Raw genomic sequence first — 15,091 nt, forward strand, 5'->3', positions numbered from 1 at the left:
GACTACGCCATGCCGGCAATCGTCCTCATCGGCGCCCAATGGGGCGACGAGGGCAAAGGTAAAGCCACCGATCTGCTCGGTGGTCGTGTGCAATGGGTTGTTCGCTACCAGGGGGGCAACAACGCCGGGCATACCGTCGTCCTGCCCACCGGCGAGAACTTCGCGTTGCACCTCATCCCCTCGGGCATATTGACGCCGGGGGTCACCAACGTCATCGGTAACGGTGTGGTGGTCGATCCCGGTGTGCTGCTCACCGAGCTCCAGGGCCTGGAAGAGCGCGGTGTCGACACCTCGGGCCTGCTGATCTCGGCGGACGCGCATCTGCTGATGCCGTATCACGTCGCCATCGACAAGGTGGTGGAGCGCTACGCGGGTAGCAAGAAGATCGGCACCACCGGCCGCGGCATCGGTCCCTGCTATCAGGACAAGATCGCCCGCATCGGCATTCGGGTCGCCGATGTGCTCGACGAGCAGCAGCTGGCCGAAAAGATCGAGGGCGCACTGGAATTCAAGAACCAGGTGCTGGTCAAGATCTACAACCGCAAGGCGCTCGAGCCGGCCGAGGTGGTGGAGAACCTGCTCACTCAGGCCGAAGGCTTCAAGCACCGCATCGCCGATTCCCGGCTGCTGCTCAACCAGGCGCTGGAAAAGGGCGAGACCGTCCTGCTGGAGGGATCGCAGGGCACCCTGCTCGACGTCGACCACGGCACCTACCCGTTCGTCACCTCGTCGAATCCGACGGCCGGCGGCGCCGCGGTCGGTTCCGGGATCGGGCCGACGCAGATCACCACCGTGCTCGGAATCCTGAAGGCCTACACCACCCGGGTGGGGTCGGGCCCGTTCCCGACCGAACTGTTCGACGAGCACGGCGCCTACCTGGCCAAGACCGGCGGCGAGGTCGGCGTGACCACGGGCCGGGCCCGGCGCTGTGGCTGGTTCGACGCCGTGATCGCGCGGTACGCCACCCGGGTCAACGGCATCACCGACTACTTCCTGACCAAGCTGGACGTGCTGTCCAGCCTGGAGACGGTCCCGGTGTGCGTCGGCTACAAGGTCGACGGCAAGCGCACCAACGAGATGCCCATGACGCAGTCCGACATCCACCGCGCCGAGCCGATCTATGAGGAGCTGCCTGGCTGGTGGGAGGACATCTCCACCGCCCGTGAGTTCTCCGATCTGCCCGCCAAGGCCCAGGACTACGTGCTGCGCCTGGAAGAGCTTGCGGGCGCTCATGTTTCCTGCATCGGTGTGGGTCCGGGCCGCGAACAGACGATCGTGCGGCGCGACATCCTGGCGCCTTCATGAGTGACGGGAATCCTTACGTCGATCAGCACGGTGGATTCCCGGTTTTCGAGCCGGCCGATCCCGGGCCGGGTTTCGAGCGGTTTCTGACGGCCATGCGCCGGGCCCAGGACCTTGCCGTCTCGGCCGACCCCGACAGCGACACCTGGGATGACGCGGCCGACCGCGTCGAGGAACTCATCAAGCTGCTCGACCCGTACCAAGCTGCCGAGGGTGTGGGGCCGGCCAACCGGGTGCCCTCGTTGCCGGGCGCGGGCAGCCTCCTGATGCCGCCGTGGACCATGTCGAAGTTCGAGCCCGAAGGCGTCGAATTGCACGTGCAGTTCAGCCGGTTTCACGTCGGCGGCAACTATGCGGTGCACGGCGGTGTGCTGCCGCTGCTGTTCGACTCGGTGTTCGGCATGGTGATCCATGCTGCGGGCCGACCGATCAGCCGTACCGCTTTCCTGCACGTGGACTACCGCAAGGTGACTCCCATCGACACCAAGCTCACCGCGCGCGGCTGGGTGCGGGAAGCCGAAGGGCGCAAGGCATTTGTGAACGCCGAACTCCGTGACCCCGACGAGAACCTGCTCGCCGAGGCTAACGGTCTGATGATCAGACTGTTGCCGGGACAGCCTTAGATCGCGGTGCGGCCGCCGTCTGCAGGCAGCACCGCACCGTGGATGAAACTGGCGTCGTCGCTCACCAAAAAGCCGATGGTTCTGGCGATTTCGGCGGGATCGGCGTAGCGGCGTGCCGGGGCTTGTGCCGCGAGCGCAGCCAGGCGGTCAGTGTCGTACTGAGCCGCGGTCCCTTCGGTGAGTGTCGGTCCCGGAGCGACGGCGTTGATCCGGACGCCCTTGGGTCCGTATTCGGCGGCCCACGACTTGGTCAGCAGATTCAGCGCGGCCTTCGATGACGCGTAGACCGCCGAGCCGGCGGTGCCGAACATGGAGACCATGGTGCTGACGTTGACGATCGCGCCGTCTCCGCGCGCAGCCATGGCCGGTGCCACCGCTCCCACGAGGAAGAACGGAACCTTCACATTGAGGTCGAAGCAGGCGTCGAAGTCCTGTTCGGCGATCGCTGCGGTAGGTCCGAAGACCGCTATGGCGGCGTTGTTGACCAGGATGTCGATCTGACCGGTGATATTGGTTGCGCTGTCCACCAATTCGTGCGCGCTGGCCGCATCGGTCAACGTGGCGCCGAGAAAGTCGGCGGTGCCGCCGGCGTTGCGGATCGCGGTCACCACCGCAGCTCCGCGGTCCGCGTCCCGACCGCTCGCCAGGACATGAGCGCCTCGCTCAGCGAGATGTATTGCGGTGGCATAGCCGATACCGCTCGTCGCACCGGTGACCAATGCGGTTCTTCCATCGAGTGGCACCTGGTCATATTAAAGGGGCCGATCTCATCGCAGTTTGGGGCTCGGAGTGTCACTATGACGCCGTGGTTCAACAACATTTGCACCGCTTGTCGACGCCGCGGGCGGCGGCATTGGCCGGCGTACTGTTCGCAGTGCTGTTCGGGGTGGCCCTCGTGATGATCCGTACTGCGTTGCCCGAGGGCGCGGAGCCGGGCTCGCAATGGGTCGACGGCGCGACTACCCGCTTGCGGGTCGCGTCGGTGTTGATGCCGTTCGCAGGTATCGCGTTCCTGTGGTTCATCGGAGTAGTCCGTGACGGCTTCGGCCGCTATGAGGACCGGTTCTTCTCGTCGGTGTTCCTCGGCAGCGGAATCCTCTTCCTGGCGACGATGTTCGTGTCCTCGGCCGTGGGTGCCGGGCTGATCGCCAGCCGGGCGGGCATTGCCGACACCACCGCCTACAGTCACGTCGCCACGTTCGGGCAAATGGTGTTGATGGCGTTGAGTAAGACCTACGGCGTCCGGATGGCGGCGGTGTTCATGATGTCGTTGGCGACGATCTGGTTGAAGACCGGCCTGATGCCGCGCCCGCTCGTATACGCGACTTACCTTGTTGCCGTGGCGCTTCTGGTCGCGGGCAATGTCAGCATGTGGATCGTGCTGGCGTTCCCACTCTGGGTGTTTGCGGTCAGTCTCCTGATCCTGATCCGGGCCGGGGTGATCGACCTGCCGGGCGAACGCGAGGAATCCGCGTAGCTCTCATCACCGGCCGGCTCCAAGCGCCCGCAACTGTCACCGATGTCCTGAGACACCATCGTTTGTCTGCCCGCTGTGGCATAATCGAACATGTGTTCGATACCGATTCTGCTGCTGACCTGATCGACCGGGTCAGTGTCGGGGCGCGGGCCGAATCGGCGGCGATCGCGGGCCGCCTGGCGGCGATCGGGGAACTCGACACCCGCCGCGCACACGAACTGGCCGAATCGATCTTTTGGACCACCGACCCCTTCGCCGAGGTGGCCGCTGAAATCTCGGCTGCCCTGCGGATCAGCCGGCACCGGGCCGGCACCCAGATCCACCACGCCCGGGTGTTGCGCGACAAACTGCCCCTGGTCGCAGCCAGGTTCGCGGCCGGGGACATCGACTATCGGGTGGTGCAGATGATCATCGCCCGCACCGGCACCGTGGACCCCTCGGTGTGGGCGGGGTTGGATGAGGAACTGGCCACCCGCGCACACCGGTGGATGCGACTGTCTGAAAACCAGCTCCGCGACCGGATCGATCAGTGGATCGCCAAACTCGACCCCAACGGAGTGAGGGTGCCACCCAATGTGGCTGAGGAGCGGTTTGTTCAGGTCGAGGTGGGCAGCCCGGGCAAGGCCACGGTGTGGGCCAATGTGGACGTCACCGACGGCGCCGCACTGGATCAACGGCTGGACGCTTTGGCTGACACGGTGTGTGAGCATGATCCGCGCACCCATGCCCAGCGCCGGGCTGATGCGATCGGTCCGCTGGCCCGCCTGCAGTCCCAGCTGCAATGCCTGTGCGGGTTACCGGACTGCCCGGCCAGCCAGCAGCGGGCCGCCGCTACCGCCGCGGTGGTCCATGTGTTGGCCACCGAGTCGACCCTGGAGGGCACCTCTGATGATCCGGGGTATCTGCCCGGCTATGGGATCCTGCCCGCCGAGTCGGTGCGTGACCTGGCCGCCAACGCCAAACACAAACCGGTGGTGGTACCCAGCACCCACACCAGCACCGACACCTACGCCGAGAACACCGCCGACACAGCTGATCCGCCCGATTGCGAACCTGTCGATGACGCGGCACGCGCCGAGCACACCGACACCGAGCACACCGACACCGAGAACGCCGGCGCGGCTGAGCCGCAGTACCGGCCGTCGGCGGCGTTGGGTGAGTTCATTCGGTTCCGGGATCTGACCTGCCGGTTCCCCGGCTGTGACGCGCCGGCAGTGGTTTCCGATATCGACCACACGGTGCCCTACCCCCTGGGCCCGACCCACCCGTCGAACACCAAGCTCTATTGCCGCGCACACCACCTGGTCAAAACGTTCTGCCCCGGCTGGTCGGACCGCCAATATCCTGACGGCACCATCGAATTCAGCTCACCCACCGGACACACCTACACCACCGAACCCCACGGCGCCGCGATGTTCCCGACCCTGGGCCAACTCACCGGGAACCTGGACCTCCCCGAGCCCGAGCCGCAAGCGCCAGAGACGAACCGGTGCGCGAAGATGCCGACCCGCCGACAAACCCGCGAACAAGACCGCCAAGACCGCATCGCCGAAGAACGCCGGCTACGCGCCGAACTCAACGGCGACATCGAATTCGAACGCGACTTCCAAGCCTGGATCGCCGAAGAATACGGACCGCCACCACCCTTCTGAGCGCCAGCACTGGCGTTACCTCGAAATGCCGAGCAGGATTGGCGCATGAGCATGCCGTGGTGGGAGAAGTACATCGGCTTGCCGATGCTGATGCTGCACGACAAGGTCTACAAGGCCACAGGCGGACGGATCGGGCATCACATCCCCGGAGGTCCTCCGACCCTGATCCTGCACACCGTCGGAGCCAAGACCGGTCAGCAGCGGGCCAATTCGCTCGCCTACGCCCGCGACGGAGACGACTATCTGGTTGTGGCGTCAAAGGGTGGCGAACCAGCCGCACCCGGGTGGTATCACAACTTGAAGGCCAATCCCCGCGTGGAGATCAACATCGGCCCGAAGCGGCTGAAAGCGACCGCCAAACCCGTGTTTCCAGACGGTGCTGACTATCCGCGGCTGTGGGGGATCGTCAATGACATGCCAGGGAACAAGGACCGCTACATCGGATATCAGAAGCGAACGTCGCGGCCGATTCCGGTGATCGTCCTGACGCCCGACGTCACTCCCCGGTGAGCTTCAATGCCGATGCCGGGCATAGCTTGACGGCCTCGCGTGCATGCGCGATCTCATCGTCGGGCACCTCATCGACGAGGACTTCGACCACGCCGTCATCGTCCTGATCGAAGATGATGTCGGAGACCATCACGCAGTTGCCCGATGCGATGCAGGCGTCCCGATCTGGTTCTACTTTCATGGCACTCACCACGTTACCGCCAACGATTTGAGCCCGTAGATGAAGTGGAAAGACCGGTAGGCGACGTCGTCGAACGGCTCGGCCAAGGCGAGGTCCGGGAACCGTTGCAGCAGGGCCGGGAAGGCGATCCGCATCTCCATGCGGGCCAGCGGAGCGCCGAGGCAATGGTGAACGCCGTGGCCGAAGGCCAGATGGCCGGGTGCGCCGCGGCCGATGTCGAGCGTGTCAGGGGTGTGGATGAAGTCCGGGTCCCGATTGCCCGCGGGCAATGAGGCAAAGACCAACTCGCCCGCGGGAATCCGCACGCCGGCAACTTCGACCTCGGTGGTGGTGAAGCGCGGGATGGCGTTCTGCACGATGGACAGCCAGCGCAGCAGTTCCTCGACAGCGGGGCCGACTGCATCCGGATCGTCGCGGACTGCGGCCAGCTGGTCGGGGTGGCGCAGCAATGCCAGGACACCGAGGCCCAGCATGTTCGACGTGGTTTCATGCCCGGCGAGCAGCAGCAGCCCGGCGATGCCGACGAGTTCGTCGTCAGTCAGCTCGCCGCCATGGTCGCGCACCAGCATGCCGAGGATGTCCTCGCCCGGATCGCGGCGGGCCCGCGCGACGAGGCCGCGCATGTAGTCACGGCTCTGCTGTTGCAGTGCAAGACGTTCCGCGATGGGAAGGGACAGGTCGAGCTGGTGTGTGGACCGTTGCTGAAAGTCGTCGCGATCCTCGTAGGGCACGCCGAGCAGTTCGCAGATCACCAGAGAGGGGATGGGAAGCGCAAAGTCGGCCACCAGATCCGAGGGTGCGCCGGCCGCCGCCATCGCATCGAGCCGGGAGTCGACGATCTCGAGGATGCGAGGTTCCAGGCGTTTCATCCGGCGGATGGTGAACTCCGCCGTGAGCATCCGGCGCAGCCGCTGGTGTTCGGGCGGGTCAAGGCCCAGCAGGTTGCCTGCCCGTGCGCTGGCCAGCTCCTCGTCGGACATCGCCGGCGCGCCGGGCAGGGTGAAACCGGGTGGTCTGCTGTTGGAGAACCGTTCGTGATCACCCAGCATCGCCTTGACGTCCTCGTGGCGGGTGACCAAATACACGGCGTTGCCGAGCGCACTGATGATCTTGCGCACCCCGTCGGTCTCACGGATCTCACGCAGGTCCGGGGTCGGGTCGAAGGCATTGCGCCGCATGTGCAATGGCGGCAGCGTCGTCGGCCCAGTCATGCCACGACGCTACTCGCGTGCCAGGAACTGCCTGATCAACGTGTTGACGAGGCGGGGATTCTCCAGCGCGGCCAGGTGTGCGACGCCGTCGAGCACCGTCACGTCGGCCCCCGGAATGGCGTCGGCCATCGCGATGGTCTCCCGCAGCGGGAACGTCGCGTCTTCGGCGCCGGCGACCACGAGCACCGGTGCCTTCACGCGGGAGAGCAACGTCCGCTGGTCCGGGCGCTGCGGTACTACGCTCTGCACCGCCCACGCGACGGAATCGACGTCGACGCGCTGCACGGCGTTCCGCACGAAGCTGACCACCTCGGGACGCGTGTGAAACGTCGTCGGGCCCAGGAACGCCGTGAGCACCGGTCGGGTGAGGGGACCGCGGATACCCCTGAGCGTTTTGGCCATCCGCAGCAGCAGGCCGTACTCCAACTTCTGCGCTCGCCCGGCGGGTGACGCCGTGCAGTTCATCAACACGGCTCGGCCGATGCGGCTCGGGTGCAACGCCGCGAACGTTCCACCGATCATCCCGCCCCACGAGTTGCCGACGAAGTGCGTGCGTTCGACGCCCGCGCCGTCGAGAATGTCGGCGACGACATCGGCGCAGTCGGTGAAACTGAAGGGGGCCGTGAGCTTTTCGCTGCCGCCGTGACCGGGCGGGTCGACGACGATGACCCGGTGATCGGACTCGAACTCCTGCACCTGCCCGGCCCACATGTCGCCGGTCATCAGCAGGCTCGGCCAAAACAGGACGGCATCGCCGTCGCCGCGGACCTGGACGCGAAGGCGGCCGAGTTTCGTCGGTACTCGCAGCTCCTGCACACCTGCCAAGCTAGCGGTCGGCACGTAGTCCCGGCCACCAGATCCGCGGGCCGATCAATGTGAACAGGGCAGGAATGATCACGGTGCGGACCACGAACGTGTCCAGCAGGATGCCCAGACCGACGATGATGCCCAGTTGGGTCAGCACGATCAGCGGCAGCACACCCAAAACGCAGAACACTGCCGCCAGCACCACACCGGCGCTGGTGATCACCGCTCCGGTGGCCGACACGGCACGCACGATGCCCTGCCGAGTTCCGTACTCCGGTGTCTCTTCGCGGGCCCGGGTGACCAGGAAGATCGTGTAGTCCACGCCGAGGGCCACCAGGAACAGGAAGGCGAACAGCGGGGTGCTGTTGTCCAGGGCCGGGAATCCGAATATGTGAACGCTGGCCCAGCCGCCCAGTCCGAGTGCGGCCAGTGCGCTGAGCACCGTCACCCCGACCAGCACCAGCGGCGCGAACACCGACCGCAGCAGCAGGTAGAGCACGGCGAGCACCACCGCCAGGATCGCCGGGATCACCACCAGCCGGTCACGCTGCGCTGCTTTGGCGATGTCCCTGGCCTGGGCGTCGGACCCGCCCACCAACGCGGTGCGGTCCGCCGAATGTACTGAATCACGCAGGGCGTCAATGGTTTCGAAGGCCTCGTCGGAGGCAGGTTCGGCCTTGAGTACAACCGACCATTGGGTCAGCCCGGTTGGGGATTGTCCTGCGGGGGTGGCGGAGACGACGTCGGGGGTGTCGGTGATTGCGCGCTGCACCGCACCGGCTTTGGCTGTGGACGCGACGACGCGCGTGGGGTCGGTGAGACCGCTCGGGAAGTGGGCGGCCAGTGTCTGGTAGCCGGTCACCGATTCGGCCTGCACCCGGAACTGCTCTGTCTGGGTCAGCCCGATCGGGGTGGACAACAGGGCGGTGCACAGGACGGCCAGGCCGGCCAGCGAGGCCACCGCCACGCGGGCCGGTTTGCGGGCCACCGAGTCCGCAACCCGGTGCCAGACACCGCTTTCGGTCAGTGGCGTGGCACCCACTTGCGGAATGAACGGCCAGAACAGTCGCTTGCCGCACAGCGCGAGCAACGGCGGCAGCACGACCAGGACGAAGATCGCGGCGACCACCAGACCCGATGCGGCCTGCACGCCGAGGCTGCGGTTGCTGGGTGCGGAGGCGAACAGCAGGGTCAGCAGGGCCAGCACCACGGTCGCGTTACTGGCGACGATCGCCGGGGCGGCGGCACGCACCGCCGTCACGAGGGCCGCGCGATGCTGCTCGGTGCGCCCGAGTTCCTCTCGGTAGCGTGAAATCAACAGCAGCGCATAGTTGGTGCCCGCGCCGAATACCAGCACGCTCGTGATACCCGAGGTGGACCCGTCGGGGCTCAGGCCCAGCCCGGAGGCCACCGCGGTCCCGACGACGGCACCGACGCGGTCGGCGAAGGCAATGACCAGCAGCGGCACCAGCCACAGCACGGGTGAGCGGTAGGTGACGATGAGCAGCAGGGCCACCACCGCCGCCGTCACCGCGAGCAGTGTGATGTTCGCTCCGGCAAACGAATTGGCGATGTCGGCACCGAACGCCGGGCCTCCGGTGATCTCGGCCCGCAGCCCGGCCGGGAGGCCGTTGGCCGCGGTGGCGCGCAGATCCTTAACGGCGTCGTTCAGCCCGAAACCGGACAGGTCGGCCTTCAACGGCACGGTGGCCACCGCGGCCTTGCCGTCATCGGCGACCACTACGGGCGGCCCGGGTGCATCGGTCATCCGGTGGCGTGCGTCCGCGGTGGCGTCGACGTCGCTGCTGGTGAGTTCGCCGCCGTCGGTGCGGGTCACCACCAGGATCGCCGGTACCTGATCTCCACCGGGGAAATCGGCCCGCAGCGCGTCAGCCCGTGCCGACTCGGCGTCGGACGGAACGGCGACCGGCGACTGCGAGGCGGCCTCGCTGCCGCTGAGCAGGCCCAGTAGCGCGCCCGAGACGATCACGACCAACACCGCGAGCCACGCCAGACGCCTAATCACGATTCAGTGTCGCCTCTTCCAAGTCGAGCCCATGGAGCACAGTACGCAGAACCTCGTCGTCGATGTGTCCCGCATCGCGTTCGGCGATGAACGTGTCCCGTTCGGCGGCAAGCATTTCGAGGCGTAACCGGCGGAATGCCGACGTCGGGCTCTCCCCGATGTCGGCGTCGTCGCGGCCCAGGCGCTCCCAGGCGGCATTGCGGCGCCGGGTGTTCCACGCCCGCAGGACGTCGGCGGCACGTTCGGGCACATCGGTGGCTGACTGTTCGGACATCAGGGCGTCGAGCCGTTCAGCGGCGGCCCGGGCCGCCTTGTCCTGCGCCGCGGCTGTGGCGACGGCGTCGCTGTGCGCCTCGTCCCCCTGGGCCCCGAGCACCCGGATGAACCAGGGCAAGGTCAAGCCGTGCAGCAACAGCGTGCCGACCACGACCACAAAGGTGAGGAACACCAACTGCGGGCGGCCGGGGAACGGATCGCCGGCCAGCGTGGTGGCCGGAACACCGAACGCCGCGGCCAACGACACCACGCCCCGCATGCCCGCCCAGGCGACGACGAACACCTGACCGCTCGTCGGTGCCGTCTCGCGCGCGCACAGCTTCTTGGACAGCACACGGGGCAGATAGGTCGAGACGTACACCCACACGATGCGCACCCCGATCACGGTGGCGAGCACGGCCGCCGACGAGATCGCCAGGGTGGCCGCCGAGATACCGGCCAGCTCGCTGATCACCTTCGGCAGCTGCAGGCCGATCAGCAGGAACGCGAACGATTCGAGGATCAGCTGCAGGGCCTTCCACACCGCCTTGTCCTGCAGCCGGGTGGCGTAGCCGGCCTGTGTCTCCCGCTGGCCCAGGATCAACGCCGCCACCACCACGGCGATCACGCCGGAGCCGTGGATCTCCTCGGCCAGCAGGTAGGTGAAGAACGGTGCGATCAGGCCGATGGCGCTCTCGACCAGGGGATCGTCGAGGCGGGTGCGGATGAAGTGCACCACCATGCCGATCACACCGCCGACCACGGTGCCGCCGACTGCGGCCAACCCGAAGGTGGCCAGGCCGTCGCCCCAGCTGGCGGCCGTGCCGATGGCGGCTCCGAGCGCCACCTTGTAGGCGGTCAGCGCGGTGGCGTCGTTGAGCAGGCTTTCCCCACCGAGCAGGGTCATGGTGCGTCGGGGCAGACCGAGGCGACGGCCGACCGCGGTGGCCGAGACCGCGTCGGGCGGGGCGACGATGGCGCCGAGGGTGAGGGCCGCTGCGATGGTGAGTTCGGGCACGGTGTGAAACGCGACGATGCCGACAGCGAACGTCGTGGCCAGCGGTAGCCCGACGGCGAGCAGCCCGATCGGCCGGATGTTGCGGCGCAGCGCCACGTAGCTGCTCTCCAGTCCCGCCGACCACAGCAGTGGGGGCAGGATCACGAAGAGCACCAGGTCGGGATCCAGCTGGACGTCGTGGAAGGCGGGCAGCGTGCTGCCGGCCAGCCCGGCCACCACCAGCGCCAACGGCGCCGAGACGTCGAAGCGGCGGGCGACGGCGGCCAGCAGGATCGCGGCGACCAGGGCCGCCAGGAGTGAGGCACCCACGTTGTCGTTCCTCCTTCTTGTGCCGTGCCTATCCTTGATCAACATGTTGAGGAGATCACGTCGGCGTGAGCAGATTCCGACGCCTCGCACCTGTGAACATCTCGATGCCGAGGTCCCCGAGCCGCAACCGTTGACTCCCGGACAGTGCCAGGAATGCGAGGAAGACGGCGAGAACAGCTGGGCCCATCTGAGGATGTGTGTGACGTGCGGTCACGTCGGTTGCTGTGACTCGAGCCCGCATCAGCATGCCACCAAGCACTTTCAGCAAAGCGGTCATCCGGTGATGCGCTCGGCGGAACCGGGCGAGAGTTGGCGTTGGTGCTATATCGACCATCGGGTCGGTTGACGATCTGGCAGGCTGGTGCGTGCGATGAGTGAATCGATAGAGGACGTGCAGACCGAAGATCAGGTCGACGGCGCCGAAGCGGGCGCCGACAAGCCCACCGACCCCGCGGCGACGGTGCTGCTGCTGGGCTCGGGCGAGTTGAGCCGGGAGCTTGCGCTGGCGTTCCAGCGGCTCGGCGGTGTCGTGGTGGCCGCGGACCGGTACTACGCCCCGGCACACGGCGTCGCGGACCGCTCGGCGGTGATCAAGATGAACGACGCCGAGGAACTCGCCGCGCTGATCGAGCGGGAGAAGCCGCGTTACGTGGTGGCCGAGTCCGGCGTCATCGCCGCCGACGCCCTGGTCGCGGTGGCCGAGCGGGGCGGTATCGAGGTTCTGCCTGCCCCGCGCAGCATCCGGCTCAGCCAGGACCGTGAAGGTCTGCGCCGGCTGGCGTCGGACGAGCTGGGCCTGCCCACGGTGCCGTTCTGGTTCGCCGGTTCGGTCGAGGAACTGACCGCGGTGGCCGAGCATGCCGGCTTCCCGTTGGTGGTCAAGCCGGTCGTGGGCGCGCAACGCGACGGTGAGTCGGTGCTGCTGCGACCCGACGACGTCGAACCAGCCTGGCAGCGTGCGACCACCGCCGGACACATCGCCCAGAACCGCGTGCTGGCCGAGTCCGTGGTCGAGGTCGAATACGAGATCACGATGTTGACGGTGCGCACGGCCGGGCCGTCGGGTGCCGGCGTGCAGTTCTGCGAGCCGATCGGGCACCGTCAGGTCGGTGCGGACGTGCTGGAGTCGTGGCAGCCTCAGCCCCTGTCGCCGGCCGCGCTGGACGCCGCGAAGTCCATTTCCGCGCGGATAGTCAACTCGTTGGGCGGACGCGGGGTGTTCGGTGTCGAGCTGCTGGTTCAGGGCGACGACGTGTACTTCTCCGATGTCCGGATCCGGCCGCACGACAGTGGGCTGGTGACGCTGCGGTCGCAGCGGTTGTCGGAGTTCGAGCTGCACGCCAGGGCGATCCTGGGTCTGGCGGTGGACACCATCATGATCTCCCCGGCAGCCGCCGAGGTCAGCTACGGCGGGGCCGATGCCGGCGAGCTGTCGGCCGACATCAGCGGTGTGTTGTCCGAGGCGCTGGCCACGTCGGAAAGTGATGTGCGGTTGTTCGGTCGGCCGGGTGAATCCGAGGCCCCACGGCGCCTCGGGGTCGCACTGGCCACCGCGCCGGATGTGATCATTGCCCGTGACCGTGCCCGCCGGGTCGGTTCTGCGCTGCGCAAGCTGTGGTAGCCGGGAATGGCTGAGGACACCGACGACACCGAGGATCGGCCCACGATGGCGCCCTTTCTCGGCGCGCTGGCCGTCATTGTGCTCGTGGTGATCGTTGTCGTTCTGCTCAACGTCTTCGGCAGCGACGGGCGCAGCGAGGAGCAGAAGGTCAGCCTCGCAGCGGTCGGCCAGAACGACGCCCTGCAGCGCGAGAACTTCGGCGAATTCTCGGTTCACACCTGCGCCGCGCAACGCGGCACCGAGGCAGATTTCATTGCCCGGCAGCGTGATTCGGTAGCCAAGCAGGGCGCCAGGTATGTCGACGACGTCTCCGCGGTGCAGGTCGAGGGTGACCGCGCCACCGCGAAGGTGGTCTACCACTTCGGCAATACCCCGGACGCCAAGGTGAACACCGAGACGGCCTTTGTGCGTGAGGACGGCGAATGGCGCGTCTGTTCGAGTATGGGAGACTCACGCCCGTGAGCTATGCAGGAGACATCACGCCTGAGGAGGCCTGGAAGCTTCTGAGTGAGAATTCCGAGGCCGTGCTGGTGGACTGTCGTACCGACGCCGAGTGGCGCTTCGTCGGGGTGCCGGATCTGTCCAGCCTCGAGCGTGACGCGGTGTACGTGGAGTGGAACCGGACCGACGGCGGCCACAACGATGCGTTCGTCGACGATCTCCAGGCTTCCGGCGTGACGCCGGGGGAGCGGCCGGTGGTCTTCCTCTGTCGCTCCGGCAATCGCTCGATCGGCGCTGCCGAGGCCGCCACCGCGGCCGGTATCGCGCCGTCCTACAACATCCTCGACGGCTTCGAGGGCAATCTCGACGAGAACCGCCACCGCGGCGGTACCGGCTGGAAGGCCGTTGGTCTGCCTTGGAAACAAAGTTGAGAGTTCGATGACTGACATCCCATCTGTCCGGATCCCGGCTGCTCTGCCCGAGGGCGTGAGCCAGGCCACCATCGGTGTGCGCGGCGGTCTCCTGCGGTCGGAGTTCGAGGAAACCGCCGAGGCGATGTATCTGACCTCGGGGTACGTCTACGAGTCCGCGTCCGCGGCCGAGCAGGCGTTCACCGGCGAGATCGACCGTTTCGTCTACTCCCGGTATGGCAACCCGACCATCTCGATGTTCGAGGAGCGGCTGCGCCTCATCGAAGATGCGCCCGCATGTTTCGCGACGGCCACCGGCATGGCAGCGGTGTTCACCGCACTGGGCGCACTCCTGGGTGCCGGTGACCGCCTGGTGGCTGCCAGGAGCCTGTTCGGGTCGTGTTTCGTGGTGTGCAACGAGATCCTGCCGCGCTGGGGTGTGGAGACGGTGTTCGTCGACGGCGAAGACCTCGCGCAATGGGAAGAGGCACTCTCGGTGCCGACGACGGCGGTGTTCTTCGAGACGCCGTCCAACCCGATGCAATCCCTGGTGGATATTGCCGCGGTGTCCGAGCTGGCCCATGCCGCGGGCGCAAAGGTGGTGCTGGACAACGTCTTCGCCACGCCACTGTTGCAGCAGGGCATGCCGCTCGGCGCGGATGTGGTGGTGTATTCGGGCACCAAGCACATCGACGGGCAGGGCCGCGTGCTCGGCGGGGCGATCCTCGGCGACAAGGAGTACATCGACGGCCCGGTGCAGAAGCTGATGCGCCACACCGGTCCGGCGATCAGCGCGTTCAATGCCTGGACGCTGTTGAAAGGCCTTGAGACGCTTGCGGTCCGGGTGGACTATTCGAATCGCTCGGCGCAGCGGATCGCCGAGTTCCTGGAAGGCCACCCGTCGGTGAGCTGGGTGAAGTACCCGTTCTTGAAGTCGCATCCGCAGTACGACCTGGCCCAGCGTCAGATGCGCGGTGGCGGCACCGTCATCACCTTCGAGCTGAAGGGCACCGATGGCAAGGCGCGCGCGTTCGAGGTGCTCGACAAGCTGCGCGTCATCGACATCTCGAACAACCTCGGCGACGCCAAGACGCTGATCACCCACCCGGCCACCACCACGCACCGGGCCATGGGCCCGGAGGGTCGCGCCGCGATCGGGCTGGGCGACGGCGTCGTGCGCATCTCGATCGGTCTGGAAGGCACCGAGGATCTGATCGCCGATCTCGACCAGGCGCTGAGCTAGGGGTC

The 15,091-nt window shown here is 67.0% G+C and carries 16 protein-coding genes; 10 read left to right on the top strand and 6 right to left on the bottom strand.

The window, feature by feature from the left end; translation table 11 throughout:
- Positions 1-9: 9 nt before the first annotated feature.
- Both ACZYZF_RS07360 and ACZYZF_RS07365 read left to right on the top strand, forming a co-directional pair.
- Positions 10-1,305: an adenylosuccinate synthase gene (locus ACZYZF_RS07360; protein WP_463742838.1), complete on the top strand. Its 1,296-nt coding sequence runs from the start codon at positions 10-12 to the stop codon at positions 1,303-1,305.
- Entirely contained in the window at positions 1,302-1,925 is a 624-nt protein-coding gene (locus ACZYZF_RS07365) for a PaaI family thioesterase (protein ID WP_463742837.1), read from the top strand. The genes ACZYZF_RS07360 and ACZYZF_RS07365 overlap by 4 nt, the downstream gene beginning before the upstream one ends.
- Here ACZYZF_RS07365 and ACZYZF_RS07370 read toward each other — a convergent pair.
- Positions 1,922-2,668, bottom strand: a complete 747-nt coding sequence (locus ACZYZF_RS07370) for an SDR family NAD(P)-dependent oxidoreductase (RefSeq protein WP_463835060.1) — start codon at positions 2,666-2,668, stop codon at positions 1,922-1,924. The genes ACZYZF_RS07365 and ACZYZF_RS07370 overlap by 4 nt on opposite strands.
- A 62-nt stretch (positions 2,669-2,730) precedes the next feature.
- Between ACZYZF_RS07370 and ACZYZF_RS07375 the strand changes: the two genes are divergently transcribed.
- The 3 genes from ACZYZF_RS07375 to ACZYZF_RS07385 all read left to right on the top strand — a co-directional run bounded on the left by ACZYZF_RS07375 (position 2,731) and on the right by ACZYZF_RS07385 (position 5,564).
- Positions 2,731-3,402, top strand: a complete 672-nt coding sequence (locus ACZYZF_RS07375) for a hypothetical protein (protein ID WP_463835062.1) — start codon at positions 2,731-2,733, stop codon at positions 3,400-3,402.
- A 92-nt stretch (positions 3,403-3,494) separates the two neighbouring features.
- On the top strand, positions 3,495-5,054 hold the full coding sequence (locus ACZYZF_RS07380; RefSeq protein ID WP_463835063.1) for an HNH endonuclease signature motif containing protein: 1,560 nt from the start codon (positions 3,495-3,497) through the stop codon (positions 5,052-5,054).
- 51 nt (positions 5,055-5,105) lie between these two features.
- Positions 5,106-5,564: a nitroreductase family deazaflavin-dependent oxidoreductase gene (locus tag ACZYZF_RS07385; protein ID WP_463835158.1), complete on the top strand. Its 459-nt coding sequence runs from the start codon at positions 5,106-5,108 to the stop codon at positions 5,562-5,564.
- On the opposite strand, the gene ACZYZF_RS07390 is transcribed toward ACZYZF_RS07385, so the two are convergent.
- From ACZYZF_RS07390 to ACZYZF_RS07410, 5 genes are read right to left on the bottom strand one after another with little or no spacing between them, the layout of a single operon-like run.
- Complete coding sequence (locus ACZYZF_RS07390) at positions 5,551-5,745, bottom strand: ferredoxin (protein WP_463742833.1); 195 nt, start codon at positions 5,743-5,745, stop codon at positions 5,551-5,553. The genes ACZYZF_RS07385 and ACZYZF_RS07390 overlap by 14 nt on opposite strands.
- Positions 5,746-5,750: 5 nt before the next feature.
- Positions 5,751-6,956: a cytochrome P450 gene (locus ACZYZF_RS07395; RefSeq protein ID WP_463742832.1), complete on the bottom strand. Its 1,206-nt coding sequence runs from the start codon at positions 6,954-6,956 to the stop codon at positions 5,751-5,753.
- A gap of 9 nt (positions 6,957-6,965) precedes the next feature.
- Entirely contained in the window at positions 6,966-7,772 is an 807-nt protein-coding gene (locus ACZYZF_RS07400) for an alpha/beta fold hydrolase (RefSeq protein ID WP_463835064.1), read from the bottom strand.
- 10 nt (positions 7,773-7,782) lie between these two features.
- On the bottom strand, positions 7,783-9,789 hold the full coding sequence (locus tag ACZYZF_RS07405) for an MMPL family transporter (protein ID WP_463835065.1): 2,007 nt from the start codon (positions 9,787-9,789) through the stop codon (positions 7,783-7,785).
- Complete coding sequence (locus tag ACZYZF_RS07410; RefSeq protein WP_463742829.1) at positions 9,782-11,371, bottom strand: Na+/H+ antiporter; 1,590 nt, start codon at positions 11,369-11,371, stop codon at positions 9,782-9,784. The genes ACZYZF_RS07405 and ACZYZF_RS07410 overlap by 8 nt, the downstream gene beginning before the upstream one ends.
- 43 nt (positions 11,372-11,414) lie before the next feature.
- Here ACZYZF_RS07410 and ACZYZF_RS07415 point away from each other — a divergent pair, with 43 nt between their 5' ends.
- Genes ACZYZF_RS07415 through ACZYZF_RS07435 form a run of 5 tightly spaced genes read left to right on the top strand, consistent with a single transcriptional unit; the run spans position 11,415 to position 15,086 of the window.
- Entirely contained in the window at positions 11,415-11,717 is a 303-nt protein-coding gene (locus ACZYZF_RS07415; protein ID WP_463835066.1) for a UBP-type zinc finger domain-containing protein, read from the top strand.
- A gap of 24 nt (positions 11,718-11,741) precedes the next feature.
- Positions 11,742-12,992, top strand: coding sequence for a formate-dependent phosphoribosylglycinamide formyltransferase (gene purT, locus ACZYZF_RS07420; RefSeq protein WP_463835067.1), 1,251 nt, complete (start codon positions 11,742-11,744; stop codon positions 12,990-12,992).
- A gap of 6 nt (positions 12,993-12,998) precedes the next feature.
- Positions 12,999-13,454: an Rv0361 family membrane protein gene (locus tag ACZYZF_RS07425; protein ID WP_463742826.1), complete on the top strand. Its 456-nt coding sequence runs from the start codon at positions 12,999-13,001 to the stop codon at positions 13,452-13,454.
- The gene (locus ACZYZF_RS07430) at positions 13,451-13,864 is read left to right on the top strand and encodes a rhodanese-like domain-containing protein (protein WP_463742825.1); all 414 of its coding nucleotides are present in this window, start codon (positions 13,451-13,453) and stop codon (positions 13,862-13,864) included. Before ACZYZF_RS07425 ends, ACZYZF_RS07430 begins: the two co-directional genes overlap by 4 nt.
- Before the next feature lie 7 nt (positions 13,865-13,871).
- Positions 13,872-15,086, top strand: coding sequence for an O-succinylhomoserine sulfhydrylase (locus tag ACZYZF_RS07435; RefSeq protein ID WP_463742824.1), 1,215 nt, complete (start codon positions 13,872-13,874; stop codon positions 15,084-15,086).
- Positions 15,087-15,091 lie beyond the last annotated feature (5 nt).

The organism is Mycobacterium sp. IDUB_24 (assembly GCF_055419385.1).